The organism is Ruegeria marisrubri, from assembly GCF_001507595.1.
In the GTDB taxonomy this organism is placed as follows: domain Bacteria; phylum Pseudomonadota; class Alphaproteobacteria; order Rhodobacterales; family Rhodobacteraceae; genus Ruegeria; species Ruegeria marisrubri.
This window is the reverse complement of record NZ_LQBQ01000034.1, coordinates 270,649-297,377: the sequence shown is the minus strand read 5'-3', so window position 1 is coordinate 297,377 and position 26,729 is coordinate 270,649. Positions and strand designations below refer to the sequence as shown.

The window sequence follows — 26,729 nt, the reverse complement described above, 5'->3', positions numbered from 1 at the left end:
CAGGGCCAGTCTTTTCAGGCGCGAGCCAGGCGAGTTTTGCGACGCAGGCCCGGACCGCATCGCGTGTGATCATATCCGCGTGTGTCCCGGCCTTGCGGCTTTGTCCAAGGCCCCGGTTTCCGGCATTCTGGATGGCGGAGAGGAGCGCCGATGACCACGAGACAAGACACTGCCCTCGACAGATCGCTCGACAGGCTGGGCCACTGGATGTCCAAGAGGCTGCGGCGCAAGAGTTCGGGTTACAACCCCTATACCCCGTCGGATTTCGACACGTTGTGCCGCGTCCTGAAGCCGGGTGATGTGCTTCTGGTCGAAGGCAATGAGCGTATCGCCAATGCCATCAAGTATCTAACCCAGTCCACCTGGTCCCACGCGGCGGTATTCGTGGGCAATGCCCTGCCGGAACCCGCTGACGGCGGCGAGCGGCCAAGGCTGGTCGAGGTGAATCTGGGCGAGGGGTGCGTGGCGGTGCCTTTGTCAAAATACCGCTGCTACAACACCCGGATCTGCCGGGCCGCCGGCCTGAATGACGACGAGCGGGCCCAGATCGTCCGGTTCATGGTCGACCGCATGGGCCTGCGCTATGACATGCGGCACATCTTCGACCTGCTGCGCTATTTCTTTCCCACGCCCCCGGTGCCGGTGAGGTGGCGGCGGCGCATGCTGGCCTTCGGCTCGGGCGATCCCACGCGGGCGATCTGTTCGTCGCTGATCGCGCAGGCGTTCCAGTCGATCCGCTATCCGATCCTGCCCAAGATCTTCGAGGTCGGCCGCGAGGGTGAGTATTCGCGCCGCGAGATTTTCCTCATCCGTCATCACTCGCTTTTCGCGCCACGGGACTTCGACATTTCTCCGTTCTTCGAGGTGGTGAAACCGACGCTTGCGCTGGGCTTCGACTTTCGCGAAATCGAATGGGGGTCGCCGCCTGAACACTCAGGGGATGGGCCGCAGTCGGTCGAGCGTCCGACAGCTTCCCATTGAGAACGCTTTGTCGCAAACGGGGCAGACGCATATCGGATGAGCCCCGACAAAGGGAGAAACCTGAGAGAGGCGGGGCGGTATGAGTGAATTGAAGACGGACGTTCTTGTGATCGGCGGCGGCACGGCCGGGTTCGGCGCGGCCGTGGCGGCGGGGCGGCTCGGATTGGACGTGTGCCTTCTGGAAAGTGGTCCAAAGATCGGCGGCGTGATGGCATTCTGCCCCGGCATGCCTTGGGGTGCGGCCTATCCGCAGGACCGCATGATCGGCGGGCTGATGGAGGAATTGGCGGGGCGACTTTTTGCCATGGACCCTCCGATGGCTGAAAAACGCCCCTGCACGCTTGAGAATTTCGGCCCCGAGATCCTGTATGATCCGGACACGGCGACGCTGGTCATGTTCGAGATGCTGGAAGAGGCTGGCGTGCGCGTGCATCTGAACGCGACGGCTCATGCGCCCGTGACGGAGGGAGAGCGCATTGCCGCCGTCGAGTTCTTTGACCGCACCGGTCCGCACCGGATCAGGGCGGGTATCGTGATCGACTGTTCCGGCGACGGTGACATCTCGGCCAAGGCGGGGGTGCCCTATTCGCTGGGTGACGGGCGGGGCAACATGATGGCGGTGACGCTGTCGTTCCTGATGGTCGGGGCCGACTGGGACAGGGTCTTTGCCGAGAACGATCCATATTTCCGCCGCCATGCCGCAAAGGGCATTGCCCAAGGCCGCCTGCATCCCGATCTGGCGCAGCTCTACCTGATGCGCGGGTTTCACCGGGATACCGTGTTCTGCAACTCGGTCGCGATCCGTGGGGTGGACGGCACCGATCCGGCGGACATCACCCGCGCCACGCAGGAGGGGCGGCGGCGCTGTCATCAGTTGGCCCAGTTCCTGCGCAGCGACGTGCCGGGATTCGAAAACGCCTTCATGATGAACCTCGGGCCGACGGTCGGCGTGCGCGAGACGCGCAAGCTGGAAGGTCTCTACCGGGTCACCGGCGCCGATCTGGCGGCGGGCACCAGGTTTCCCGATGGCATCGTCTGTTGTGACAACCCGATCGACGACGTGATGCGCGGTTCAAGCGAAATGACCCATGATGCGATGGTCGAAGAGGGCGGCTATTACACCATTCCCTTCCGGTCTCTGGTGCCGCGACGGATCGAAAACCTGATGTTTGCGGGGCGCATCCTGTCGGCCGATCCCACGGCCTTTGCCTCGGTCCGGGGTATGCCTCAGTGCATGGCGATGGGGCAGGCGACCGGAACGGCGGCCTGGCTGGCGCTGCGCGAGGGTGTGCCGGTGCAGCAGGTGGGCCACGAAGAACTGGTCGCGTCGCTTCGGGCGCAGGGGGTTCGGGGCCTCGGCGGGCAGTCTTTGACCGCCGCCTGAGTGCTGCGCCCTTGCGACCGGAGACCAGCGGCGGTAAATGCCCCCTAACGCATACGAGGGTTTCCCATGTCGATTGACCAAAGCACTGCCGCCAAGGTGGCCAAACTGGCCCGGATCAAGGTCGAGGATGACGCGCTGCCCGCGCTGGCCTCGGAGTTCAACACGATCCTGGGGTTCATCGAACAGCTGAACGAAGTTGACGTCGAAGGAGTCGAGCCGATGGTCTCGGTGACGCCGATGCGGCTCAAGCGCCGCGAGGACGTGGTGACCGACGGGAACATGCAGGACAAGATCCTGTCCAATGCCCCCGACGCGCGCGAGGGCTTTTTCGCGGTTCCGAAGGTGGTGGAGTAAGACATGAGCGATCTGAACAAACTGGGCCTTGCCGAGGCCCGCGACGCGCTGCGCAAGGGTGAAACCACCTCGGTCGAGCTGACCGAGGCCTGCCTCAAGGCCATCGACGCGGCCGATGCGCTCAATGCCTTCGTCCACAAGACGCCCGAGATCGCGCTGGAGCGCGCCAAGGCCGCCGACGAGCGCATCAAGGCCGGCGACGCGCCCGCCATGTGCGGTCTGCCGATCGGCATCAAGGACCTGTTCTGCACCAAGGGCGTGCCCAGCCAGGCGGCCAGCCGTATCCTGGAAGGCTTCAAGCCCGAGTATGAATCCACCGTGTCGCAGCAACTGGCCGATGCGGGCGCGGTGATGCTGGGCAAGCTGAACATGGACGAATTTGCCATGGGCTCGTCCAACGAAACCTCGGTCTATGGCAACGCGGTCAGCCCGTGGCGGCGCGGCAATGACGACACGCAACTGACTCCCGGCGGTTCGTCGGGCGGGTCGGCGGCTGCCGTTGCTGCCGATCTGTGCCTTGCGGCCACCGGCACCGATACCGGCGGCTCGATCCGCCAGCCTGCCGCCTTCACCGGCATCACCGGCATCAAGCCGACCTATGGCCGTTGCTCGCGCTGGGGCATCGTGGCCTTCGCGTCCTCGCTGGATCAGGCGGGCCCGATGACCAAGAACGTGCGCGACGCCGCCATCATGCTCGAGGCGATGTGCGGGCATGACCCCAAGGATTCGACCAGCGCCGACATTCCGGTGCCGAATTTCGAGGCGATGCTGACCGGCGACATCAAAGGCAAGAAGATCGGCATCCCCAAGGAATACCGGATGGACGGCATGCCCGCCGAGATCGAAAAGCTCTGGGCCGATGGCGCCGAAATGCTGCGCGACGCAGGGGCCGAGATCGTCGATATCTCGCTGCCGCACACCAAATACGCGCTGCCCGCCTATTACGTGATCGCGCCCGCCGAGGCCTCGTCGAACCTGGCGCGCTATGACGGCGTGCGATATGGCCGCCGGGCGCAGTTGGCGCAGGGCGACGGCATCACCGAGATGTATGAAAAGACCCGCGCCGAGGGCTTTGGTCACGAGGTGCAGCGCCGGGTGATGGTCGGCACCTATGTGTTGTCGGCGGGTTTCTACGACGCCTATTACAACCGCGCCCGCAAGGTGCGGACCCTGATCAAGAAAGACTTTGAGGACGTGTTCGCCGCAGGCGTCGATGCGATCCTGACCCCGGCCACGCCGTCGGCGGCCTTCGGGCTGGGCGAGATGACCGAGGCCGATCCGGTGCAGATGTATCTCAACGACGTCTTCACCGTGACGGTGAACCTTGCCGGTCTGCCGGGGATCTCGGTTCCGGCCGGTCTGGACAAGCAGGGGCTGCCGCTGGGGCTGCAACTGATCGGCCGTCCGTGGGAAGAGGGCGATCTGCTCAACACCGCCTATGCGCTTGAAAATGCAGCCGGGTTTGTGGCGAAGCCGGGGAAATGGTGGTAAGCCGATCGGAAGGCAGGAAATAAGAACGAGGCTGGTAGAATGCGTGCATTCCTTTTGATTCCCGCGATTGGCCTGTTGGCGGCCTGCGAAACGGTGACGCCGGTTGCAGGCACAGGGTTCAACACGCCGCAATACCAGGCGCAGCGCGAGGCGCAGTTGGCCGGGCAGGGCGTTGCTGGCAACCCTCTGTTTCCGCCCGCGGTGATTTCGTCCGAGGGGGCGCCCTCGACCGACGGGTTCAGCGACCCCTACGGAACGCAGCAGTCTCTGGCGGCCGGAACGGCGTCGGATGCCAGCGCGCAGGACATTGCCAACCAGACGGCGGCAGCCCTGGCCAGCACCTCGGCGCCGAACTCTGCCGCGCCGCTGCCGCAGGTCGTCGATCCGAACAATCCCGGCATCTCGGACGAGCAGGATTTCGAAGCGGTCTCCAGCCGCCAGACGATCGAAAGCGATGCCGCACGCATCGAGCGGAACAAGGCGAATTACGAGGTGGTTGCTCCGACCGCCATTCCCGAGCGCAGCGGTGACGCACAGCCCAACATCGTGCAATACGCCCTCAGCACCTCGCATCCGGTGGGAACGCAGCTGTACAGCCGCTCGGGCTTCAACCTGCTGGCCAAGGCGCAACGCAACTGCGCCAAGTATCCGTCTCCGGATCAGGCTCAGATCGCCTTCCTTGAAAGCGGCGGTCCGCAGCGTGACCGCAAGGGTCTGGACCCGGATGGCGATGGTTTCGCCTGCGGTTGGGACCCCAGCCCGTTCCGTCGTGCCGTCAACAACTGAGCACCCGCGGCCGATCTGGCGCCCGTCACCGAATTTCGGACCGCGCCGCGATGGGCTGCGGCCCTCTCTGGTCGTGATCCATTACACCGCCATGGTCAGCGCCGAGGCGGCGCTTGAACGTCTATGTGATCCGCAGGCCGAGGTGTCGGCGCATTACCTGATCGGCGGTGACGGCCGGCTTTGGCAGATGGTGCGCGAAGAGGACCGCGCCTGGCATGCCGGCGTCGGCAGCTGGCATGGGCTCGAGGACATCAACTCGCGCTCGATCGGCATCGAGTTGGACAACCTAGGGACCCACCCGTTTTCCGATGCCCAGATGTCCGTGCTCGAGCAGCTTCTGTCGCAGATGTTGCCCCGTTGGGGTATCGCGCCAGAGGGCGTGATCGGCCATTCCGACACGGCGCCGGGCCGCAAGCAGGATCCGGGGGCAAGGTTCGACTGGGCGCGGCTGGCGCGGCTGGGCCTGGCGCGCGCCACTCCGCCCGCGAATCGTTCTGCCGAAGCTGGGTCGGAACCAATCCAAGAACTGGCCCATGCCGCAGGCTATACCGGATCGGATGATCCGCATGCGCTCTTGCAGGCGGTGCGGATGCGCTACCGCCCTTGGGCGCGTGGCCCCGAGCAGGCCGCCGATCGTGCAATGCTGAGGGCGCTGGCCCTTGACCGGGAGTGGCCCACCACATAACTGCTGTTTTGCGCGGAGGGCCGGATGGCCGCTGGGGCGAACGCCCGAGAGGAAAGTCCGGACTCCACGAGGCAACGGTGCCGGGTAACGCCCGGGCGGGGAAACCCGACGGAAAGCGCCACAGAAATCAAACCGCCCCGCCTTGGCGGGGTAAGGGTGAAACGGTGGGGTAAGAGCCCACCGCGCCCCTGGCGACAGGGGTGGCACGGCAAGCCCCACCGGGAGCAATGCCGAATAGGATCCCCACGCGGGCAGGTCGGCGCCAGCCGAAACCGCCGCTAGGCGCGCCTTGGCCGAGAGGGATCGGGTTGGCAGCTTGAGCCGCGCAGCAATGCACGGCCTAGAGGAATGGTCATCGAAGGGGGCAACCCCGGAACAGGATCCGGCTTACAGGCCCTCCGCGCGTTATTCCCTTTACGAGCCCGGCGGCGCGTAGGCCCCGGTCAGGCTGGCCGCTTTCTTGGCGATCTCGGTGAACTCGTCGCCGGTCCAGGCGCGAACGGTTTCCACGTCCGACACGGAACCCGATGCGGCCACGGCCATGCCGACGGCAACAGTGTCCGTTCCGTCCGGCGCCTCGCTGACCAGAACGACGTCATTGCGGCCGGTCGTCATGTAAAGCGCGACGACCTTTCCGCCGACCTTGTCCAGCAGCGACTGAATCGCTGCTGCGCGGTTCTCGGGCTTCTTCATCAGCCCCTTGATCCCGGCCTGAGAGTAGGACGCGTAGGTAATGAACAAAGGCATTGGTGTTTCCTCCTTGCAAAAATCATTTGGATATTGGAACCACCCCGGCCTCGGCGGTCGGGGCGACGCTTCAAGCTGCGGCAAACACCGAGGTCGAAATCAGATAGGTGCCAAAGCAGACGAGAGCCGCGCCCGTCAGCGGAACGAACCACCGTGCGCGCGGAAGCAGCTTTTCGGCCGCCACATACAGAGCGATGCCTACGATCCAGTAGAGGTTCATGATGCCACCCACGAAAAGCAACGCCATCAAGGCCCAGCAGCAGCCCAGGCAGTAGCTGCCATGATGCGCCCCGGTACGCAGGGCGCCCCAGCGCCCCGGTCGGCCGTGTGCGGACAGGAAATGCGCGGGGCTGCGGCAATGATGCAGGCAGACCCTCTTGAGGGGCGAGAACTGATAGACCCCGGCCGCGATCAGGACAGCACCTGCAAACCACTGAGAGCGGATCGTCATCATCGGGCCGTTGACGTGACCGGTGTTTTCCAGCCCCCATTGCAACAGCGTTGCGACAAGGCTGAAAAGGGCCCAGATCAGCAGATACCCCGACAGGAAGAACATGCCGAGCTGACGGGCCCGCGCACGATCCGGGCCCATCCTCTTGATCGCGGCATACAGCAACAGCGTTGGCGCGGCGCTCGGGGTCATCATTGCAATCATCATGACCCACCACATCAGGAAAACGAGAACGCCGTAGCGCAGCGACCACGCCGCCGCGCCGCCCATCTCCATCGGCTTGCCGACCGGGCGGGCCATGCGGGTCATCTCGATGGCAGACATGTTCATGCCGACCCCGGCGATGGTGTACCACGCCGCCCCGACGACGATCAGGGTGACGCTGCCAAGAACGATCCACCGGTCGTGCCGCAGCAGATGCTCGACCGGCCCCGGAACCGAAGGGCCGGGGGGCGCTCCGGTGTTTTCACGCGCCGAGGACGCCATGCCCGGACAGGTTCAGTTGCGCAAGATGCGCATGGGTTGCGTCGAAAGTCAGGCTGATCGCGCCCCCCGTGGTCTTGGCGGAGCCGGATGCCACTTCGGCCTGCCTGAATTCGAACCCGTTTGGCAAAAGGATCGAGGCGCGATGAGGATCGCCACTCACGATGTTCGGGATCGGCGCAACGCTGACATCGAACACGCCACCGACCTTGGCATGGCCCAAGCGCTCTTCCCTGCTCCAGTCCACTTCGATGGGCGCATAGAGCGTTTCATGCTTGGTCGGGCACATCGCGCTGAAGACGAACCACATGGTCGCCATTTCGTCGGTGTCTTCGCCCTTGATGATCGCCTCGAGCGCCGCCCTCTGGTCCGTGTCGGCCTTCTCGTCGATTATGATCTGCATCTGGCCGTTGCCTTCGTGGATCGGACCGGGCCAGTAGTAGACACCGGCCGCGCGCAACCCATCAAGCTTCGTGTCTCCGTAATGTCCGGTCTTGATGTCGTAAACGACGACCGCCTCGCAGTTGCCGTGGTTTGGCAGAACGCTGAACTGGCAAGGGCAACCGAAGTTGCAGTTGCAATTGGCGAGTTCTTCGGCCTCAATAGTCCATTCTGTCATGAGTTCCCCCCAAAAAATGACCGCGCAACGAAATGCTCTCGAAACGCATCTTTCCCTGAGAAGGTGCCCCGGCCATCCGGACCGGATCGGATTTGTCCGGCTTGGAGTGCTTGGCGCACTCTACCACGAAACAGGGTATCCGGCCAAATTTGCCAAAGTAGATATATCTTTTGGCGTGGGAAATCCTGCCAGTCCCCGGATTTTCCGCGCTGTGACCGCGGATTCCGGTTGACTCGCTCTGCAAGGCGGGTAAAAGCGCACGCTCATAGGAATTCAACCGAAAGGCCCCTGCCTTTTCGGACGCAGGAGATAACCATGGCGAAGCCGACGACAATCAAGATCCGTCTGAACTCGACCGCGGGCACGGGCCACTTCTACGTGACCAAGAAAAACGCTCGCACCATGACCGAGAAAATGACCGTTCGCAAATACGATCCGGTCGCTCGCAAGCATGTCGAGTACAAGGAAGGCAAGATCAAGTAAGCTGTCTTCAAGTTCGAAGTGTTCCGGGAAAGGGTCCTGCCGAGGCAGGGCCCTTTCTCTTGTTTTTGTGTTGATCCCGTTGCCATCAGGGCTATGCGCCGGCGAAGCGGGGTAGAGTGAACTGAAATTTCAGGCTCTCCATCCGTTGCAGACAAGCATCAGCTGTCGACTCAATCGCCTTGCTACTGGGTTGCTATGATGTCCCGCGTGCAGTTACGGTTCATCAGATCGCCACAAAACGTTGACTGTCATGAAAAAAATCCTGTTGCCCGCAATCGCATTCGTTGCTCTCTCGGCCTGTGAAGATATCTGGGACCGTGAAGGCGTAGGTTTCACCGGCTTGGATGGTGAGCCCAGAACAACCGCCTTGCAGGCGGGGGCTGCAGCCTATGTCGCCAAAGACGTAAACATTCCGGCTGAACTGGCCGGTGTGCCGACGATCCGAGTCAGCACCGACCAGACGGAACCGGACAAGATGGCCGGGGTCGCTGTCGACAACGGCGGGCGCACACCGGGTAGCGCCGTCGAGGTCACGGCCGAGGACAGGAATCTCATGCTGAGCACGGTTCAGGTGAACGATACCCTCTATGCAGTTCTGCGCGCGCCGGAAGGGGACAGCAGTAAGATCGACAGTTCGGTCGGTCCGAAATTCGGCAGTCGTGTTCAGCGGTTGACTGGGTGTCTCCCCGCCGGCGACGTCTACAAGAAGGGGTCAAGCAGCCGGGCTTCCGGTTTCGCGGTGCCGCTGGACTGTAGCTGAACCAGACTGTTCTGGCTCCATTTGCAAACGGCTCTCGCCAGAAATGGCGGGGGCCGTTGTATCGTTCGGGCAGATGATGGCGCCGGGGCGCAGCGGGGCGGGTGCCGTTGCCTTTGGGTGTCGAAATCAACCGGGAGCGGACCACCAATCAGGTGGCAGGGCTGTGCCAGGTGGTTCCGAAAGGGCGGGTGCGTGGGCCGTGTCGACCTTTCGCCAAAAGAAAAGGGGCGGGCCCCGTTGGCCCGCCCCTTTGTTTCCGTGACGCCCGCAGCGCCTTATTCGCGATTGCCGAACAGCTGCAGCAGGAACATGAACATGTTGATGAAGTCCAGATACAGGCTCAGCGCGCCCATGATGGCGGCCTTGCCCAGCCATTCCTGGTCGCCATGCGCGGCGTGCTGGATGTAGGTGGTCTTGATGTTCTGCGTGTCATAGGCGGTCAGGCCGGCAAAGATCAGAACACCGATCACCGAGATCGCGAAAGCCATGGCCGACGAGGCGACGAAGATGTTCACGATCATGGCCACGATCAGTCCGATCAGACCCATGACCAGGAAAGTCCCCATTCCCGACAGGTCCTTCTTGGTCACGTAGCCATACAGCGACAGGCCGGCAAAGGCGATCGCGGTGATCAGGAAGACCTGCACGATGGATTCACCGGTGAAGACCAGGAAGATCGAGCTGATCGACAGGCCCATTACCGCTGCAAAGGTGTAGAACACCAGTTGTGCGGCAGATGCGGAGATGCGATCGATCGCGGCGCCAAGGCCAAAGACAAAGGCCAGCGGGGCGAACATGATGACCCATTTCAGCGGCGACGCGTAGATCGTATAGCCGAACTGGGTCAGGTACTTGGTCGAACTCAGCTGCGCCGCGGCCGCCGACGGATCGGTGGTCACGGCAAGACCGGCGATGGCCCATGCCGCGAGGAACGTGATCAGCATGCCTACGGACATCGTGCCGTAGACCTTGTTCATATGGGCGCGCAAGCCCTCATCAATCTGGGCAGCGCGCGCGCCGGCCGCCGTCCGGATCGTATCGAATTGAGCCATTGGGGTCTCCCTACAATTAACCTTTGCGTCGCGGATTGGCATCCGCAACTCTCCGGTCAAATATCGGAGAGGAAGCCCCCCAGTTCAAGGCTTTCCGGTAGGTTGTTGCATGAATTATTCGTTAAATCGTCGCGTGTCCGGCTCAGCAGCGCCAGGTTTCCGGCGCATCCCAGATCGACCGGCGCGCTTCGCGATGCGCTTCGGCGCGGGTCAGGCCAATGTCACTCAGGGCACGGTCGTCCAGACGTTCCAACGCGCGCCGCTGGCGCCAGACGGCGAATGCGGTCCGGATCGCGCTCAGGCGAGACGTGGGGGTGGGGCGGCAGGTATGCGTTGCGGTGGTCAGTGCCATGACGTGCTCCTTTTCGATTTGGTGATGCTTTTCCTCTCTGCATCAAATTCCTTGATCTATATGGGGCATTGTGGTTCATTATGAAAACGAATGTTTATGATGGCTATCATCAAGGAGTGTGATGGTGAGGAATCTGGATATCACGACGCTGCGGTCCTTTGTGGCGGTGGCCGACAATGGCGGGGTGACCCGCGCGGCGGGGTTTCTTCATCTGACGCAGTCGGCGGTTTCGATGCAACTCAAGCGGTTGGAGGAGTTGCTGGGCCTTGAACTGCTCGACCGAAGCGGCCGCACCATCGCACTCACCGCGTCAGGCGAGCAATTGCTGGCCTACGCCCGCCGGATGGTCGCGCTGAATGACGAGGTGATCGGCAGGCTGACCGATCAGGCCTTTGAGGGCGAGGTGGTGCTGGGCGTTCCGCACGACATCGTCTATCCGGCGATTCCGCGCGTGCTGCAAAGGTTCAACGCCGAATTTCCCCGGGTGAAGGTACAGTTGGTGTCGTCCTATTCGCTGCAGCTCAAGGAGATGTTCCGGCGCGGCGAATGTGATCTGATCCTGACGACCGAGGCGAGTGGCGGCGGAGGCTGCGAGACCGTGGCGGAACTGCCGTTGCGCTGGATCGGCGCGCCCGGCGGAACCGCATGGCGGAAACGCCCGGTGCGCCTGGCCGTTGGCCGCCGGTGCCTGTTCCGGCCCCAGGTGATTGCGGCGCTGGACGCGGCCGGGATTCCGTGGGAGCTGGCGGTGGAAACCGAAAACGACCGCACCATCGAGGCGACCGTCGCCGCCGACCTGGCGATCCACGCGATGCTGGAAGGCACCGAGGCCGCGCATCTGGAGCAGATCGATTCCGGCGGCGCCTTGCCCGAGTTGCCGGTGCACAAGATCAACCTCTATGGCGGCGAAAAGGGGCGCGGCGCGGTTGTCGAGGCGCTGGCCGATCTCGTGCGGCAGAACTTTCTGCTGGTGGGCGGGACGCAGCTGAAGGCCGTGGCGGGGTAGGGCCGTCAGGGTGTGATCACGACCTTCCCGGTCGACTTCCGCTCTTTCAAAAGACGCATTCCTTCTTCCGCCTGCTCCAGTGGCAGAACATGGCTGATATGCGGCTTGATCCGCCCTTCGGCGTGCCAGCGGAACAGTGTTTCAAAGCTGTTGCGGACGACTTCGGGCCGGAATTTGAGATAGCCACCGATATAGACCCCGATGACGGTCAGATTCTTGACGAGCAGGTGGTTCGCCGGGATCTGCGGCACCTCGCCACCGGCAAACCCGATCGGCAGCAGGCGGCCTTCGGGGTTGGTGGCGCGAAAGGCCGCCTTGAAGACGTCGCCCCCGATCGCATCATAGACAACGTCGGCCCCGCCCAGTTCGAGCACCCTCTGGCGCAGGTCCTCTGACGCGTCGATCAGGTGGTCGGCGCCTGCGGCCTTGGCGACGGCGAGCTTGTCCTCGCCGCGGGCCTGCGCGATCACCGTGGCGCCCATCAGCTTGCCAATCTCGACGGCGGTCAGGCCCACGCCGCCAGCCGCTCCGGTGACTAGGAGGGTCTCCCCCGGTTGCAGCCTGGCGCGGTGGTCCAGCGCGATGTGGCTGGTGCCATAGGCGATCTGGATCGCGGCGGCATCCTCGAAACTCATGGTCTCGGGCAGTTTGATCGCACGTTCGGCATCGAACACCCCGAATTCCGCCAGCCCGCCCTGGCCGGAATAGACGGCGATTCGGTCGCCGGGCTTCAGATGGGACACGTTTGTTCCCAGTTTGTCGACAATCCCGGCGATTTCCATGCCAAGCGTGAACGGTGCAGCGGGTGTATCCTGATAGGTTCCGCGCTGCATGAGGAGGTCGGCGAAATTCAGCCCGCACGCCCGAATCGCGACACGGACCTGCCCATCGCCGGGGTCGGGAACATCGGCGCTGACCAGTTGAGGTGAGGCTCCGGCGGCAAGAATTTGGTAAGAACGCATCGGTTTTCCTTGGGTTTTGCGTATAGGCGGGCGGAAATGCACGAATGTCAATCGGGGCCAAGCGGCTCTGACGTCCCGGGTTTTGCAAAGGGCTCGTGCTATCCGGGTTGACGCTAGGGAAACAATTCCGGGAATGGAATATTTGACACAACCACAAACCTTTATTTGCGCACATCGATTCAACCTTCTTGAAAAAATGGCGATTTTTCGCGATAGTCGGACATGGTGCGGTTCGGGGCGCGCTACCGGAGTTAGTGAGTTCTTAATCACCCACTTACTACTCTGGCGGTAGTCGCTAGTGGTGTGAGTGCCCGGACGGTTGTCAGCGCAGAAGAGGAGATAACCAATGACTCATCCCGTCGATGTCCATGTGGGCAAGCGTGTCCGGCACCGTCGCTGGCTGATCGGCATGACGCAGCAGCAATTGGCCGAGCAGGTTGGAATCAAGTTCCAGCAAATCCAGAAATATGAAACCGGCGCCAACCGGATCAGCGCGTCGCGCCTTTGGGACATTGCCGAGGCTCTGGACGTTCCGGTGAGCTTCTTCTTCGAAGGTCTCGACGAGGCCCACAAGGAAGCGCCCGGCAAAAAGAACGTGCCCGCCGATCTGATGGGCGACAAGGAAGCTCTTGATCTCGTGCGCTCGTACTACGCGATCCCCGAGAACCAGCGCCGCCGCCTGTTCGAACTGGCCCGTGTGCTGAGCGAGGTCGCCTGAGCCTGCCTGCTTGACTTTCAGGGTCGTCGGGCGCACGGGTAGGCGATGCAGAAATCCTTGCTCAGTGATCTTGAAGTCGCGGAAATGATGGCCGACGCCGCGCGTGCGGCGATCTTGCCCTATTTCCGGCAGTCGAATCTGGAAACCCAAAACAAGCACCAGTCCGGGTTCGACCCGGTCACGGCGGCTGACAGGGCCGCAGAATCCGCCATGCGCGACGTGTTGTCGCTGCATCGCCCTGAGGACGGGATCTGGGGCGAGGAATTCGGGGAAAGCACCGGTGACAGCGGCAGAACCTGGGTTCTGGATCCGATCGACGGGACGCGCGGTTTCATCAGCGGCACTCCGACCTGGGGCGTGCTGATTGCCCTGACCGAAGGAGAGGGGCCGGTTCTGGGGCTGATCGACCAGCCCTATATCGGCGAGAGGTTCGTCGGCGTCGGCGGCGTGGCCCATGCGACCGGGCCGGCCGGGGAAATTCCTCTGCGAACACGCTCCAACCCTTCGCTCGATCAGGCCATTCTGTTCACCACCTTCCCGGAGGTCGGAACCAAGGAAGAGGCCGCCGCCTTCCGCGCCGTGTCCGATCGGGTCAAGCTGACGCGGTATGGCATGGATTGTTACGCCTACGCACTGCTGGCGGCGGGACAGGTCGATCTGGTGATCGAAGCAGGGCTGAACGCCTACGACATCCAGGCCCCCATTGCGGTCATCGAGGCCGCGGGCGGTTTGGTGACCGATTGGCAGGGCGGCCCGGCCCATCACGGCGGACGGGTGCTTGCCGCGGCGAACGCCGACATCCACGCTGCTGCAGTCGAAATTCTCAGCCGCTTCTGATCGCACTTGCCAGAAACCGGCTCGCCGGTTAGCGTCCCCGGGCCGGTTCTTGAGCCCGTTTTCCACCGGCCTCCACACTCTTCGCATGAGACGGGCATTTGCAGGAGTGTGCGACAATGACCGAATTCCTCATCCGAAATGCCGATACCATCCTGACGATGGATGATGTGCGCCGCGAGTTGCAGGGCGCCGACATTCTTGTCAGAAATGGCCAAATCGCTGCCGTCGGCCCGGGCTTGAAAACGGAGGGTGAAATCCACGACGCGACCGGTTGCGTGATCACCCCTGGCTTGGTCAACACCCATCATCACCTCTACCAGAGCCTGACGCGGGCGGTTCCCGGCGGGCAGGACGCGCTGCTGTTCGGCTGGCTCAAGACACTCTATCCGATTTGGGCAAAGTTCGGCCCCGAGGAAATGTTCGTGTCGGCGCAAATCGGTCTGGCGGAACTGGCCCTTTCCGGCTGCACGCTCAGCTCCGACCACCTTTATCTTTATCCGAACGGGTCGCGGCTGGACGACACCATCGCCGCCGCTACGAAGCTTGGCATCCGGTTCCACCCCACCCGTGGTGCGATGAGCATCGGCGAGAGTGACGGTGGCCTGCCGCCCGACAGCCTCGTCGAACGCGAAGAGGCGATCCTGAAGGACATGATCCGCGTCGTGGACGCATTCCACGACCCGTCCGAAGGGGCGATGTGCCGCGTAGGGCTGGCCCCTTGTTCCCCCTTTTCGGTCAGCCGAGAGCTGATGCGGGACGCGGCGCTGCTGGCGCGCGACAAGGGCGTGATGCTGCACACGCATCTGGCCGAGAATGACGAGGACATCGCCTATTCCCAGGCGCAGTTCGGCTGTCGCCCCGGGCAATACGCCGAGGATCTGGGCTGGACCGGCCCGGATGTCTGGCATGCCCATTGCGTCAAGCTGGACGGGCGCGAGATCGATCTGTTCGCCCGGTCCCGCACCGGGGTGGCGCATTGCCCCTGCTCGAATTGCCGCCTTGGGTCGGGCATCGCGCCAGTGCGGGCCATGCGGGACGCGGGTGTTCGGGTCGGGCTGGGCGTCGACGGTTCGGCCTCGAATGACGGCGGCAACCTGATGGCCGAGGCGCGGCAGTCCATGTTGCTGCAACGGGTGGCGCGGGGGGCCGATGCCATGTCGGCCCGCGAGGCGCTGGAGATCGCGACGCGCGGCGGCGCCGATGTCCTGAACCGTCCGGATTGTGGCCGGCTGGAGCCCGGAAAGCGTGCCGATATCGCGGTCTGGGACGTCACCGGCATCGACAGTGCCGGCAGTTGGGACCCGGCGGCCCTGCTTCTGGCCGGGCCAACACGGGTCAAACACCTTTTTGTCGATGGGCGTCAGATCGTGCGGGATGGGCAGATTGCAACGATCGATCTTCCCACCATGATCGAGCGCCAGAACCGGCTGGCCCGCGCCCTGCGCGCTTAGGCGCGCCCGCTTTTCATCTTTTCCAAAATACTCCCGCCGGAGGCACGCGCCGCAAGGCGCGTTCCCCTCAGCCCAAGGCGCGGCGCCCGCCGATCCACACCTCTACCACCGCCCGGTCATCGCCCATCATGATGGTCGGAAAGACGGCTTCCCACAGGTCCTCGGCGCGGGCAGAGCGCTGCGCGATTGCCGGCGTGGATGCGAGATCAAGCACCACCAGATCCGCCTCCATTCCCGGCGCGATATTTCCGATCAGATCGTCCATCCGCAGCGCGCGAGCCGATCCGACGGTCGCCAGCCACAACAGCTGCGCCGGATGGAGCGGCACGCCGCGCAGCTGTCCGATCTCATAGGCCGCCGCCATGGTGCGCAGCATGGAAAAACTCGAGCCGCCGCCCGTGTCGGTCGCCAGTCCAATCCGGTGGCCGGCTGCCATCAGGCCGGCCATGTCGAACAGGCCCGATCCGATGAACGTGTTCGAAGTGGGACAATGGATCAGAGCGGCATCGACCTCGCGCAGCCGGTCACGTTCGCGCGGCTCCAGGTGAATGGCATGGCCATAAAGGCCGCGCCCGCCCAGCAGGCCAAAGCTTTCGTATGTGTCCAGATAATCCCGCGCGGACGGGAACAGCGACTTGACCCATTCGATCTCGTCGGTCTGCTCGCTCAGATGCGTCTGCATCAGGCAGTCCGGGTGCTCGGCCCAGAGGGCGCCCATGGCCTCCAGCTGCTCGAGCGTCGAGGTGGGCGAGAACCGGGGCGTGATCGCGTAAGAGATGCGGTCCACGCCATGCCATTTCTGCAACAGCGTCTTGGATTGGTCATAGGCCGTCCGCGCCGTGTCGCGCAGCCCTTCGGGTGCGTTGCGGTCCATGCAGGTCTTGCCGGCCACCACCCGTTGCCCGCGCGCCTGGGCCTCGGCAAAGAATGCCTCCACGCTTTCGGGATGGATGGTGCAGTAGCTGCACATGGTCGTGGTGCCATGCGCCGTTGTCAGGTCCAGGTAACGGGCCGCGATTTCGGCGGCATAGTCCGGCGAGGCGAACTTCATCTCCTCGGGAAAGGTGTAGGTGCTCAGCCAGTCGATCAGCCGCTTGCCCCAGCTGGCGATCATCGCGGTCTGCGGATAATGCACATGCGCATCGACGAACCCCGCCAGAATCAGCCGGTCGCGGTGATCGACGATTTCGGCCTCGGGATGTGCCTTGGCCAGATCCCGCACGCTGCCTGTACCGGCGATCATGCCTCCGGACAGCAGCACTGCCTCGTCAACCCGCACCGCGTCCCCCGGCTCCCCCTCAAAAGGTGAGCCGACAAAAGACAGAACACGTCCTTTCAGAAGGGTTTTCTGCGCCATGTCGCGAGGATCTCCGCCTTGTTGAAACCGGCCCCCAGCATAGGTGCCCACGAGAAGTGGGTAAATCGAGCTATTGTCATTGTTTTCCGGTAGCAGCTTCTTCTATTTAGGGGCCAATCACCTTGGAGGGGCAGCGTATGACGACAGGCAAGGAACAGGCCGGCATCGACCATTCCCGCGATGATGACGCCTATGCGCTGGACCGCAACACCGTTGCGGCCATCCTCTATGCCGTCGATGTCGACGACCGGGACAGGCTTGCTGAGCTGATGGAGCCGCTGCACGCGGCCGACATCGCCGACCTTCTGGAACAGATCAACCCGTATGACCGGGCCCGTCTGATCCGCCTGTATGATCGTGAATTCGACGGTGAAATCCTGTCGGAACTCGAGGAAGGCGTCCGCGAAGAGGTGATCCGCGTCCTGCGCCCCGACGTTCTGGCCGACGCCGTCCGCGATCTGGAAAGCGATGACGTCGTCGATCTTCTGGAAGACCTCGAAGAGCCCGATCAGGAAACCATCCTGGGCGCCCTGGAGGATGCCGAGAGGGTCGCCGCCCAGCAGGCGCTGTCCTACCCCGAGAACTCTGCCGGTCGCCTGATGCAGCGCGAAGTGGTCATGGCGCCCGAGCACTGGACCGTCGGGCAGGCTATCGACCATCTGCGCGCCAGCGAGGACCTGCCCGAAGACTTCTACCACATCATCCTCGTCGATCCGCGGCTGCGGCCCGTCGGCTATGTGACCTTGGGCAAGCTGATGGGCACCAAGCGCGAGGTGCCTCTGAAAGACATCGCCGAGGAAGAGTTCCAGACCATCCCCATCGATCAGGACGAAGAGGACGTGGCCTATGCCTTCAAGCAGTATCACCTGATTTCGGCTCCGGTGGTCGATCAGGACGGGCGGCTTGTCGGTGTTATCACGATCGACGACGCGATGGCCGTGCTCGACGAAGAGCACGAGGAAGACATGCTGCGGATGGCTGGCGTGGATGAGGACTCGAGCCTCTCGGACACCATTGCCGAAACTGCCCGCGGGCGGGCGACATGGCTGCTGGTGAACCTGTTTACCGCGATCCTAGCCTCCTTCGTCATCGACTTCTTTGCCGACACGATCGATCAGATGGTTGCTCTGGCGGTGCTGATGCCGATCGTTGCCTCGATGGGCGGCAACGCGGGCACGCAGACGATGACCGTGACCGTGCGCGCCATTGCCACTCGCGACCTGACCGCGAACAACGCCTTGCGGGTGCTCGTGCGTGAAATCTCGGTCGGGGCGCTGAATGGCGTTCTGTTCGGGTTGCTGATGGCGCTGGTCGCCGGGATCTGGTTCGGCGTGCCAATGCTGTCGGCGGTGATCGGTGTCGCGATGGTTCTGACTTTGGTCGCCGCGGCATTGGGTGGAATCCTGATCCCGATGGCGCTGGACAAATTCAACATCGACCCGGCGCTGGCCTCGGGTCCGTTCGTGACGACGGTAACGGATGTCGTCGGGTTTTTCGTGTTTCTGGGACTTGCCGGGATGGTGCTGCTATGACCGATCTGACCGAAATCAAGGCTGCCGCCCGAAAGGCGGCTTTCGCCCGTCGCAAGAAAGCGTTCGACAGCCGCCCGCCCGGTGCCGCCGGCCGCCTGTCCGAGGTGCTTGCGGGCTATCGCGGCGTTCCCTTGTCGGGCTACATGCCGATCCGAACCGAAATCGACCCGCTGCCAGCCATGGCCGAGGCGTCGGCCTACGGCCCCGTCGGCGTTCCCGTGATTCAGGGTGCTGGTCTGCCCCTGCGCTTTTCCCGCTGGACCCCGGACGGGGAACTCAAGGACGGTCCCTTCGGCGCGAAAGTGCCCGTTGTGGACGATTACTTCGATCCGGAAATCCTGATCGTTCCGTTGGTCGCCTTTGACGCAAGCGGGGGCAGACTGGGCTATGGCGGCGGTTTCTATGACCGCACCTTGGAAGGGTTGCGGGCCAAGCGGCCCACATTGGCGATCGGTTTCGCCTTTGACGCGCAGGAGGCCGAGGATCTGCCTCTGGAGCCGACCGACCAGCGGCTCGACATGGTGGTGACGGAATCGCGGATCCTGACTTTCTGAGGGTCAGTCTCCGAAGTGGCTGCGGATGAACTCCCAGGCGTCGACCTCCTGCCCGTCGGGCAGGATGCAGACGCCGGTCTGGCTGCCGTCCGACTGGGTGCGGATTTCGTAGGTTCCGCCGTTCTCCACGCAAAAGGTCGCGGCCGGATTGGCCATCGTCGTCTTGGTTTCGGGTTTTGACTCGGCGATTGCCCCGGTGGCCATCAGCAGGACCGCGATCGACAAGGTAGTGCGTTTCATGAAATTCTCCTCGAAAATGCGAGGCCAGTTTGCATTTGCGCGACCGAGTTTCAACACTTGTCTCGCACCAGGGTGTTCCCGCTTGTTCTCGGGCCCGGCAACGCCTAGGACGGGTCTTCATGAGGATATTGTTTCTTGGTGATGTCATGGGCCGCGCCGGGCGCGCCGCCGTCAAAGAACACCTGCCGCGCCTGCGCGAGGAGTGGCGGCTGGATTTCGTCGTGGTCAATGGCGAGAACGCCTCGAACGGAATGGGGCTGAGTGGCGATCATGCCAAACTGCTGCTCGACGCCGGGGCCGACTGCCTGACGCTGGGCGACCATGCCTTCGACCAGAAGGACATGCTGCAGTTCATCGAGTCCGAGCCGCGCATCGTCCGGCCGATCAACTATGCCAAGGGTGCGCCGGGCAGGGGATACCGGCTCTACAATGCGCCCGGCGGGCGCAAGGTGCTGGTGGCGCAGGTCCTGGGGCAGGTGTTCATGAAGCGGCCCTTCGACGATCCGTTTTCGGCCATCGAGCCCGTGCTCAAGGCGCATCCGCGTGGCGGCCAGGCCCAGGCCGTCATCGTGGACATGCATTGCGAGGCGACCTCGGAAAAGATGGCCATGGGGCATTATTGCGATGGCCGGGCCAGCCTCGTCGTCGGCACGCATACCCATGTGCCGACTGCCGATGCGCAGGTGTTGCAGGGCGGAACCGGCTATCTCAGCGATGCGGGCATGTGCGGCGACTACGATTCGGTGATCGGCATGGACAAGAAAGAGCCGATGCGCCGTTTTATCACAGGCATGGCCAAGACGCGCTTCACCCCCGCGACCGGAGAGGCCACCCTGTCCGGCGTTTACGTCGAAACCGATGACCGAACCGGGGCCGCGCAAACGGTGCGCATGGTGCGCATCGGCGGGCGGTTGCAGCAGGCAGCGCCCTGAGCGGAAACCGTCGGCGTGCAGGAGAGGCTTGCCGGATGGCAGGCAATGCGTGAAACTGGCTGCCGGGCAACTCGGCCAAGCGAAAGTATCGGGCAGAATACCAGGAATGCATCTCCTTCAGCTTTCAGATACCGGCAGCGCGATCCTTGCGCTGGTCATCGTCGCAGGCATGTTCGCCCTCTTCCTGCGCGAGATCTACCCGACAGAGGTGGTGGCGATCGTCGGCGTTGCGGTGATGCTGGTGACGGGTATCCTGCCTTATGAAAACGCCTTGCCGGTTTTGGCCAACCCAGCGCCGTGGACTATTGCGGCGATGTTCATCATCATGGGCGCCCTGGTCCGGACGGGGGCGCTGGATTCCTTCACGGTGATTGCCCAGAAGAAAGCGCAGAGCAACCCGCAACTTGCGATTGCGATGTTGATGGGATTTGTCGTGGTCGCCTCTGCCTTTGTCTCGAATACGCCGGTCGTCGTGGTGATGATCCCAGTATTCGTGCAGATCGCCCGGACCTTGTCGGTGCCGGCCTCCAAGCTGCTGATCCCGCTCAGCTATGCGGCGATTCTGGGCGGCACGCTGACCCTGATCGGCACCTCGACGAACCTTCTGGTGGACGGGGTGGCCCGCACGCACGGGCTGGACGCCTTCACGATTTTCGAGGTTACGCCGCTGGGGATCATCCTGGTGATCTACGGGATGGTTTACCTGCGGTTCATTTCGCCGCGACTGCTGCCCAAGCGGGACAGCATGGCCGAGATGCTCAGCGACCGCTCCAAGATGAAATTCTTCACCGAGGCGGTCATTCCCCCCGACAGCAACCTGATCGGGCGCGAAGTGACCGGCGTGCAGCTTTTCAAGCGGCCCGGTGTTCGCCTGATCGACGTGATCCGCGGCGACCAGTCGCTGCGGCGCAACCTCAAGGGCGTCAAGCTTCAGGTGGGCGACCGCGTCGTGCTGCGCACCCAGATGACCGAGCTGCTGAGCCTGCAGCAGAACAAGGAACTCAGGCGCGTCGATCAGCTGTCCGCAGTCGAGACCAGGACGGTCGAGGTGCTGATCACGCCGGGATGCCGGATGGTGGGGCGCACGCTGGGCGCGATGCGGCTGCGCAGGCGCTACGGCGTCTATGTGCTGGCGGTGCACCGGCGCAACCAGAACATCGGCCAGCAACTGGATCAACTGGTCGTCCGGGTGGGGGATACGCTGCTGCTGGAAGGCGCGCCCGAAGACATCCAGCGGCTGGCCGCCGACATGGACATGGTGGACGTGACCCAACCTTCGGCGCGGGCCTACCGCCGCAGCCACGCGCCCATCGCAATCGCGTCGCTGATGGGGATCGTTGTGCTGGCGGCGCTGGGTGTGGCGCCCATTCTGATGCTCTCGATCATGGCCGTCGCAATCGTTCTGGTCACCGGCTGCATCGACGCCGACGAGGCGTTTTCATTCGTCGAGGGCCGGCTGCTGGCCCTGATCTTTGCCATGCTCGCGATCGGTGCCGCGCTGGAAAGCTCGGGCGCCGTCGAGTTGATCGTCAACGCGGCTGCCCCTGCGTTGGAAATGCTGCCGCCGTTCATGATCGTCTGGGCGGTATACCTGCTGACCTCGATCCTGACCGAACTGGTTTCGAACAACGCGGTGGCGGTGGTCGTGACGCCCATCGCCATCGGTCTGGCGCACGCGGTCGGCGTTGATCCCCGCCCGCTGGTCGTGGCGGTGATGGTGGCGGCCTCGGCATCGTTCGCGACGCCGATCGGTTATCAGACGAACATGCTGGTCTATGGCCCCGGCGGCTACAAGTTCACCGACTTCATGCGCGTCGGCATCCCTCTGAACCTGACGGTCGGGTTGCTGGCCTCGTTGCTCATCCCGTTCATCTGGCCGCTCTGATCCGGTCCGGGCGACAGCGCTTTGTTGCCGATCAAAACACTGGTTTCTTGAATTCCCCAGATGTTGCGCAATCTTGAGTAGGCATTTGTTTGCAACAAAGGATGACGATCATGAGTTTGACCAGAGGTCTTGCAGCAATCCTTGCCGGGTTGATGATTTGGGCTGGAGGGAGTGACATGGCTCGGGCTGGAACGGTTCAGGGCACGGCATCCTATCGAGAGCGTATCGCGGTCATGCCGGGTTCTGTGTTGGAAGTGTCCCTTTTGGACGTGTCGCTGGCCGACGCACCGGCCGTGGTTCTTTCCTCGCAGCGCTTTGCGCTGGACGGAGTGCCGGCCGAATTCCAGCTCACTTATGATGACGCGTTGATCAAGGACAGAATGCGTTATGTCGTAAGGGCGTCGATCTACAACGGCCGGAAACTGCTTTTCACCACCGACACGGCGTATCCGGTGCTGACCAATGGGGCGGGCGATACGGTTGATCTGCTGTTGGTCAAGGTTCCGGCGAAACAGCCGAAACACGAGGTAAAGCTGGAAAACACGAATTGGAGCGCCGTTGAACTGAATGGTCAGGCCTTGGATGTCGAAAACGGGCCGGAACTGTCATTCGCGCAAGGTGGCATGGTCGGGGGTATAAGCGGTTGCAACCGCTTCACTGGACTCGCCAAGATTCATGGCGACAGGCTGCGCTTTCCCGACAACATGGCCGCCACGATGAGAGCCTGCATTCCGCCGTATGACGAGATCGAAAAAGAGTTTCTCGAAGCCCTTGCCTCGGTCGAGACATACAGTGTGGACGACAAAGGTCAGCTTGTCCTGGTGAATGCAGCAGGTGACGCCGTGCTTCGTTTCGAGGCCATGTAGCATACTGGGCGCGGGGAGTTTTCCCCGGCCCCAGACGGGTTAGGAAACAGATGAACAAGTTGTTGGCGCGATGCCCGAGGGTTGTCGGCATCTTGATCGCGTGCGTAGTCACGGCTTGCGCCCCGTTCGAGCGGGGATCGCAGATGACCGAAGGGCGCAGCGAACCGCCCGAAGTCGTTTCGCCGGAATTCAGGTTCTGGGCGGATGACTCGTCCGGCGCCTTGGCCGCGCATCTGCCCTCCGGAAAGCCGGTGCGGGATGTGCTGGTGCTCTCTGGCGGTGGGCCGGACGGGGCCTTCGGTGCGGGCGTTCTGAGCGGCTGGACCCAAAGCGGCAAACGGCCGTCATTCGACGTGGTCACCGGTGTCAGCATCGGCGCGATCATCGCCCCCTATGCCTTTCTGGGGCCGGACTATGACGACAGGATCGAAGATCTTGTTCTGAACCGGACGGGCAAGCTGAAGCGACCGGAGTTGAAAGTGTCGGGTTTGCTGCTCGACGCCGGAGCCTTCGAGCGCAACGCCCTGGCCAACCTTGTTCAGACCATTCTGACTCCCGACGTCGTCGCTAAAATTGCGCGGGAACACCGATCGGGCCGGCGGTTGTTCGTCGCGACGACCGAACTGGATTCGCAGCGCGTGTCCGTCTGGGATATCGGCGCCATGGCCCAACTTGCCACGCCCGAGGCCGTCAGAGCCATCAGGGGGGTCTTCGTGGCCGCCGCCGCGATCCCCGCAGCCTTCACGCCGGTTCAGTTTTCGGTTCCATCCTCCGTGGGGCTGCAGGACGAACTGCATGCCGATGCGGGCGTTATCACGCAATTCTGGGCCCCGGATCCGCGCGTGGTCCGGCGACTGGGAGGGGCCGGGCCCACATACCACATCATCGTGAACAATCTGGTCGAAGCGGATTTCGAAGTGGTCCAGCCCGATGCGGCAAGTTTGAGCAAGCGCGCCTTCACTACGGTGTTCCGATCGGCCCTGCATGCGGATCTGGCCTTGACCGAGACCTTGCTGGGACAGGCCGGGGGCAGGATGTCACTGGCCTACATCCCGCCGGACTGGCCCGTCGCGGCCCATGCCCTGGATTTCAACCAGGATCACATGCAGGAACTCTATGGAATGGGGCGACAGGCGGGCCGCAGCCAGTCGATCTGGGTTTCGCGTGTGCCGGAAAGCTATCGGACCCTGCCGCATTGATGCCGCGCGCAGGCGATCACGCCACCGCCCGTGACCGCCCGGCATTGCGCCCCGAGAAGATACAGCCGCCCAGGAAGGTCCCTTCCAGCGCGTTGTAGCCGTGGTATCCGCCGCCGCCGAAACCCGCGACCTCGCCGGCTGCGAACAGGCCGGGCACGACCTGACCGTCGGCGCCGATCATCTGGCTGTCGAGGTTGGTCTGCAAACCACCCAGCGTCTTGCGGGTCAGGACGTGCAGCTTGACCGCGATCAGCGGACCATTCTTGGGGTCCAGGAATTTGTGCGGTTTGGCGGTGCGGATCAGCTTGTCGCCGCGATAGTTCCGCGCGGCCAGAATCGCCATCATCTGCGCGTCCTTCGAGAACGGATTGTCCACCTGCGAATCCCGCGCCTCGATCTGGGCGCGCAGATGCGCCTCGTCGATCAGGCCGCCACCCAATTGGTTCATGCCGCTCACCAGCTCGGTCAGGGTGTTGGCGACGACGAAATCCTCGCCCTTTTCCTTGAACGCCTCGACCGGCCCGGTCGCCTTCGAGCCGGACAGGACGCGCTGACGGATCACTTCCTTCCAGCTGCCCGAGGTGAAATCGGGGTTCTGCTCCGACCCGGACAGGGCGAACTCCTTCTTGATGACCTTCTGGGTCAGAACGAACCAGCTGTATTCATACCCGGTCTTCAGGATTTCCCGCAGCGTCGTCAGCGTGTCGAAACCCGGCAGGCAGGGTGGTTGAAGGCGGTTGCCCCGCGCGTCGAACCACATCGAGCTCGGCCCCGGCAGGATGCGGATGCCGTGCGCGGGCCAGATCGGGTCCCAGTTGCGCACGCCTTCGGTGTAATGCCACATGCGGTCGCCATTGATGACGTGCCCGCCCGCCTTTTCGCTGATTGCGATCATCCGGCCGTCCACATGGAAGGGAACACCTGCGACCATGTCTTTGGGCGGCTCGCCGAGGCGGTCGCGCGGCCAGTTCTTGCGCACCATCTCGAAATTCCCGCCGATCCCGCCCGAGGTGACGATGACCGAAGGCGCATAGACCTCGAACTCGCCAACCTCGTTGCGATTGGTCCTGGCACCGCGCTGGACGGTGTCATCGGCCAGAACCTCGCCGGACACGCCCTTGGCTTCGCCGTTCTGCATGATGATGTGGCTCACCTGATGGCGAAAGCGCATATCGATCAGCCCGGCGCTGACATGCTCGCCCACGCGCCGCACGAAATGTTCCACCACACCGGGACCGGTGCCCCAGGTGATGTGAAAGCGCGGGACCGAGTTGCCGTGACCATTGGCATATGACCCGCCGCGTTCGGCCCAGCCGACCACCGGAAACCAGCGAAATCCCATTTCGTAAAGCCACGGGCGCATTTCACCGGCGGCGAATTCGACATAGGCCTCGGCCCATTTGCGGGGCCAGTCATCCTCGGGGCGGTCGAACTGGGCGCTGCCTATCCAGTCGCGCAGGGCCAGGTCGTGGCTGTCGCGGATGCCCATACGGCGTTGTTCGGGCGTGTCGACCATGAACAGGCCGCCGAGGCTCCAGAAGGCCTGACCGCCCAAGAAATGCTCGGGCTCCTGATCGACGATGATCACCCGCTTGCCCCGGTCGCCCAGTTCGGCGGCGGCGGCCAGCCCGGCCAGTCCGGCTCCGACGACGATCGCATCAGCCGTGTTGTTGGTCATCCGGTCCCCTCCCTCGACATTCTCGGGAGGTGAAACATGACCACGCCTCTCCCGATAGCGTTCAGGAGCAGCCTAGTTTGGGACCAACGCCCGAGGCAATGGGGCGTGCCGCAAGGTCAACCGTAGCGCTGGACGAAGCGGCGCAGGATCAGGCCCGGCTGCGTCACGTCGGCGGAGTGGCAGAGAGAAATCAGCCGCTCGGCATCTTCGGGCGGGAAATAGCCGTGGTTGCGGTAGATGTTGATGCGCTGCTCGAAATCCGCCGCGTCCGCCTCGGGGTGGAACTGCGTGGCATAGACGTTTTGGCCCCAGCGGATCATCTGGAACGGGCACGGGGCCGAGGCGACCAGATGCACACAGCCCTCGGGCAGGGACTGCACGGCCTCCTTGTGGCCGACGAAGGCGTCAAAGACCGGCTTCAGCCCCGCGGTCAGTGGATCCTGGGCACCATCTTCGGTCAGGGTGCAGGTCGAGGGGCCCACCGGTTCGCCATAGCGCGCCTTGCTGACCTCTCCACCCAGATGCGCCGCCAGTATCCCAAGGCCATAGCAACAGCCCATGAACGGGTGATCCGCGCCGGTGATCTGCGGCATCAGCCCCATGATCGCGTCTTCGATCCGGGCATCCATCGCCGATTTCTCGGAGGGATCGTCGCTGACGCAGCCCGGCCCGCCGCCGACGATGACACCCGCGTAATCGGTCACGTCCAGACCTTGGGGCAGGTCTTCGCAATCCAGTCGGATGCGGTGGGCGCGCTCGGGCGGCAGACAGCTGCGTCCCAGAATCGAGGCGAACTCGGCATCCGCAGCATCCGTTTCGGGGCGAAGTTGTAGGATCAGAAAGCGTTTCATGTCCCGCCCTTAGCCCGGGCATGCATCGCTTGG

General features: G+C 63.4%; 28 protein-coding genes and 1 other RNA gene. 19 read left to right on the top strand and 10 right to left on the bottom strand.

Annotated features, from left to right (window positions below):
• Nucleotides 1-150: 150 nt before the first annotated feature.
• The 7 genes from AVO45_RS13955 to rnpB all read left to right on the top strand — a co-directional run bounded on the left by AVO45_RS13955 (nucleotide 151) and on the right by rnpB (nucleotide 6,087).
• Entirely contained in the window at nucleotides 151-981 is an 831-nt protein-coding gene (locus tag AVO45_RS13955) for a YiiX/YebB-like N1pC/P60 family cysteine hydrolase (RefSeq protein ID WP_068347965.1), read from the top strand.
• A 79-nt stretch (nucleotides 982-1,060) separates the two neighbouring features.
• The gene (locus AVO45_RS13950; RefSeq protein ID WP_068347964.1) at nucleotides 1,061-2,365 is read left to right on the top strand and encodes an FAD-dependent oxidoreductase; all 1,305 of its coding nucleotides are present in this window, start codon (nucleotides 1,061-1,063) and stop codon (nucleotides 2,363-2,365) included.
• 66 nt (nucleotides 2,366-2,431) lie between these two features.
• Nucleotides 2,432-2,719 (top strand): Asp-tRNA(Asn)/Glu-tRNA(Gln) amidotransferase subunit GatC, encoded by a 288-nt coding sequence (gene gatC / locus AVO45_RS13945; protein WP_005981734.1) that lies wholly within the window; start codon nucleotides 2,432-2,434, stop codon nucleotides 2,717-2,719.
• 3 nt (nucleotides 2,720-2,722) lie between these two features.
• On the top strand, nucleotides 2,723-4,210 hold the full coding sequence (gatA, locus tag AVO45_RS13940) for an Asp-tRNA(Asn)/Glu-tRNA(Gln) amidotransferase subunit GatA (RefSeq protein ID WP_068347962.1): 1,488 nt from the start codon (nucleotides 2,723-2,725) through the stop codon (nucleotides 4,208-4,210).
• A 39-nt stretch (nucleotides 4,211-4,249) separates the two neighbouring features.
• Entirely contained in the window at nucleotides 4,250-4,996 is a 747-nt protein-coding gene (locus AVO45_RS13935; protein WP_068347960.1) for a hypothetical protein, read from the top strand.
• Nucleotides 4,980-5,681: an N-acetylmuramoyl-L-alanine amidase gene (locus AVO45_RS13930; protein WP_068347958.1), complete on the top strand. Its 702-nt coding sequence runs from the start codon at nucleotides 4,980-4,982 to the stop codon at nucleotides 5,679-5,681. The genes AVO45_RS13935 and AVO45_RS13930 overlap by 17 nt, the downstream gene beginning before the upstream one ends.
• Before the next feature lie 12 nt (nucleotides 5,682-5,693).
• Nucleotides 5,694-6,087, top strand: an RNA gene (gene rnpB, locus AVO45_RS13925) — RNase P RNA component class A.
• Nucleotides 6,088-6,095: 8 nt separating this feature from the next.
• On the opposite strand, the gene AVO45_RS13920 is transcribed toward rnpB, so the two are convergent.
• The 3 genes from AVO45_RS13920 to AVO45_RS13910 all read right to left on the bottom strand — a co-directional run bounded on the left by AVO45_RS13920 (nucleotide 6,096) and on the right by AVO45_RS13910 (nucleotide 7,981).
• Entirely contained in the window at nucleotides 6,096-6,428 is a 333-nt protein-coding gene (locus tag AVO45_RS13920) for a GYD domain-containing protein (RefSeq protein WP_068347956.1), read from the bottom strand.
• A 70-nt stretch (nucleotides 6,429-6,498) separates the two neighbouring features.
• Nucleotides 6,499-7,365: a DUF2182 domain-containing protein gene (locus tag AVO45_RS13915; protein ID WP_068347954.1), complete on the bottom strand. Its 867-nt coding sequence runs from the start codon at nucleotides 7,363-7,365 to the stop codon at nucleotides 6,499-6,501.
• Complete coding sequence (locus AVO45_RS13910) at nucleotides 7,346-7,981, bottom strand: DUF1326 domain-containing protein (RefSeq protein WP_068347952.1); 636 nt, start codon at nucleotides 7,979-7,981, stop codon at nucleotides 7,346-7,348. Before AVO45_RS13910 ends, AVO45_RS13915 begins: the two co-directional genes overlap by 20 nt.
• Nucleotides 7,982-8,296: 315 nt before the next feature.
• Between AVO45_RS13910 and rpmG the strand changes: the two genes are divergently transcribed.
• Both rpmG and AVO45_RS13900 read left to right on the top strand, forming a co-directional pair.
• A complete protein-coding gene (gene rpmG / locus AVO45_RS13905) occupies nucleotides 8,297-8,464 on the top strand; it encodes a 50S ribosomal protein L33 (protein ID WP_005630270.1) in 168 nt (55 codons plus the stop codon).
• A 250-nt stretch (nucleotides 8,465-8,714) separates the two neighbouring features.
• Nucleotides 8,715-9,224, top strand: coding sequence for a hypothetical protein (locus tag AVO45_RS13900; protein ID WP_068347949.1), 510 nt, complete (start codon nucleotides 8,715-8,717; stop codon nucleotides 9,222-9,224).
• A 275-nt stretch (nucleotides 9,225-9,499) separates the two neighbouring features.
• Here AVO45_RS13900 and AVO45_RS13895 read toward each other — a convergent pair whose 3' ends face one another.
• On the bottom strand, nucleotides 9,500-10,276 hold the full coding sequence (locus tag AVO45_RS13895; protein ID WP_068347947.1) for a Bax inhibitor-1/YccA family protein: 777 nt from the start codon (nucleotides 10,274-10,276) through the stop codon (nucleotides 9,500-9,502).
• A gap of 142 nt (nucleotides 10,277-10,418) precedes the next feature.
• A complete protein-coding gene (locus AVO45_RS13890; RefSeq protein ID WP_068347945.1) occupies nucleotides 10,419-10,628 on the bottom strand; it encodes a DUF1127 domain-containing protein in 210 nt (69 codons plus the stop codon).
• Nucleotides 10,629-10,749: 121 nt separating this feature from the next.
• On the opposite strand from AVO45_RS13890, the gene AVO45_RS13885 reads away from it, so the two are divergent.
• Nucleotides 10,750-11,634 carry a LysR family transcriptional regulator gene (locus tag AVO45_RS13885; RefSeq protein ID WP_205627894.1) on the top strand — a complete coding sequence of 295 codons (885 nt, stop codon included), beginning with the start codon at nucleotides 10,750-10,752 and terminating at the stop codon, nucleotides 11,632-11,634.
• A gap of 5 nt (nucleotides 11,635-11,639) precedes the next feature.
• Here the strand turns inward: AVO45_RS13885 and AVO45_RS13880 are convergent, their stop codons facing one another.
• Nucleotides 11,640-12,596, bottom strand: a complete 957-nt coding sequence (locus tag AVO45_RS13880; RefSeq protein WP_068347943.1) for an NADPH:quinone oxidoreductase family protein — start codon at nucleotides 12,594-12,596, stop codon at nucleotides 11,640-11,642.
• A 346-nt stretch (nucleotides 12,597-12,942) separates the two neighbouring features.
• Between AVO45_RS13880 and AVO45_RS13875 the strand changes: the two genes are divergently transcribed.
• The 3 genes from AVO45_RS13875 (at nucleotide 12,943) to AVO45_RS13865 (ending at nucleotide 15,602) form a co-directional block, all read left to right on the top strand.
• Complete coding sequence (locus AVO45_RS13875) at nucleotides 12,943-13,314, top strand: helix-turn-helix domain-containing protein (protein WP_068347941.1); 372 nt, start codon at nucleotides 12,943-12,945, stop codon at nucleotides 13,312-13,314.
• Between the two features lie 45 nt (nucleotides 13,315-13,359).
• A complete protein-coding gene (gene hisN / locus AVO45_RS13870) occupies nucleotides 13,360-14,151 on the top strand; it encodes a histidinol-phosphatase (RefSeq protein WP_082688805.1) in 792 nt (263 codons plus the stop codon).
• Nucleotides 14,152-14,267: 116 nt separating this feature from the next.
• Nucleotides 14,268-15,602, top strand: a complete 1,335-nt coding sequence (locus tag AVO45_RS13865; RefSeq protein WP_068347939.1) for an 8-oxoguanine deaminase — start codon at nucleotides 14,268-14,270, stop codon at nucleotides 15,600-15,602.
• A gap of 67 nt (nucleotides 15,603-15,669) precedes the next feature.
• Here AVO45_RS13865 and guaD read toward each other — a convergent pair whose 3' ends face one another.
• Nucleotides 15,670-16,959, bottom strand: a complete 1,290-nt coding sequence (gene guaD / locus AVO45_RS13860) for a guanine deaminase (protein WP_068347937.1) — start codon at nucleotides 16,957-16,959, stop codon at nucleotides 15,670-15,672.
• Between the two features lie 137 nt (nucleotides 16,960-17,096).
• Between guaD and mgtE the strand changes: the two genes are divergently transcribed.
• Nucleotides 17,097-18,491: a magnesium transporter gene (gene mgtE, locus AVO45_RS13855; RefSeq protein ID WP_068347935.1), complete on the top strand. Its 1,395-nt coding sequence runs from the start codon at nucleotides 17,097-17,099 to the stop codon at nucleotides 18,489-18,491.
• Nucleotides 18,488-19,045 carry a 5-formyltetrahydrofolate cyclo-ligase gene (locus AVO45_RS13850; protein WP_068347930.1) on the top strand — a complete coding sequence of 186 codons (558 nt, stop codon included), beginning with the start codon at nucleotides 18,488-18,490 and terminating at the stop codon, nucleotides 19,043-19,045. Before mgtE ends, AVO45_RS13850 begins: the two co-directional genes overlap by 4 nt.
• Before the next feature lie 3 nt (nucleotides 19,046-19,048).
• Here the strand turns inward: AVO45_RS13850 and AVO45_RS13845 are convergent, their stop codons facing one another.
• Nucleotides 19,049-19,285, bottom strand: coding sequence for a putative hemolysin (locus AVO45_RS13845; RefSeq protein WP_068347922.1), 237 nt, complete (start codon nucleotides 19,283-19,285; stop codon nucleotides 19,049-19,051).
• A 119-nt stretch (nucleotides 19,286-19,404) separates the two neighbouring features.
• On the opposite strand from AVO45_RS13845, the gene AVO45_RS13840 reads away from it, so the two are divergent.
• The 4 genes from AVO45_RS13840 to AVO45_RS13825 all read left to right on the top strand — a co-directional run bounded on the left by AVO45_RS13840 (nucleotide 19,405) and on the right by AVO45_RS13825 (nucleotide 24,167).
• Nucleotides 19,405-20,217, top strand: coding sequence for a TIGR00282 family metallophosphoesterase (locus AVO45_RS13840; protein WP_068347914.1), 813 nt, complete (start codon nucleotides 19,405-19,407; stop codon nucleotides 20,215-20,217).
• Between the two features lie 106 nt (nucleotides 20,218-20,323).
• Entirely contained in the window at nucleotides 20,324-22,102 is a 1,779-nt protein-coding gene (locus AVO45_RS13835; RefSeq protein WP_068347906.1) for an SLC13 family permease, read from the top strand.
• 101 nt (nucleotides 22,103-22,203) lie between these two features.
• The gene (locus tag AVO45_RS13830; protein ID WP_240482144.1) at nucleotides 22,204-22,968 is read left to right on the top strand and encodes a YbaY family lipoprotein; all 765 of its coding nucleotides are present in this window, start codon (nucleotides 22,204-22,206) and stop codon (nucleotides 22,966-22,968) included.
• A 143-nt stretch (nucleotides 22,969-23,111) separates the two neighbouring features.
• Nucleotides 23,112-24,167 carry a patatin-like phospholipase family protein gene (locus AVO45_RS13825; RefSeq protein ID WP_157770171.1) on the top strand — a complete coding sequence of 352 codons (1,056 nt, stop codon included), beginning with the start codon at nucleotides 23,112-23,114 and terminating at the stop codon, nucleotides 24,165-24,167.
• Between the two features lie 16 nt (nucleotides 24,168-24,183).
• On the opposite strand, the gene AVO45_RS13820 is transcribed toward AVO45_RS13825, so the two are convergent.
• The gene (locus AVO45_RS13820) at nucleotides 24,184-25,845 is read right to left on the bottom strand and encodes an FAD-binding dehydrogenase (RefSeq protein ID WP_068347901.1); all 1,662 of its coding nucleotides are present in this window, start codon (nucleotides 25,843-25,845) and stop codon (nucleotides 24,184-24,186) included.
• Nucleotides 25,846-25,961: 116 nt separating this feature from the next.
• On the bottom strand, nucleotides 25,962-26,696 hold the full coding sequence (locus AVO45_RS13815) for a glutamine amidotransferase (RefSeq protein WP_068347899.1): 735 nt from the start codon (nucleotides 26,694-26,696) through the stop codon (nucleotides 25,962-25,964).
• Nucleotides 26,697-26,729: the final 33 nt, after the last annotated feature.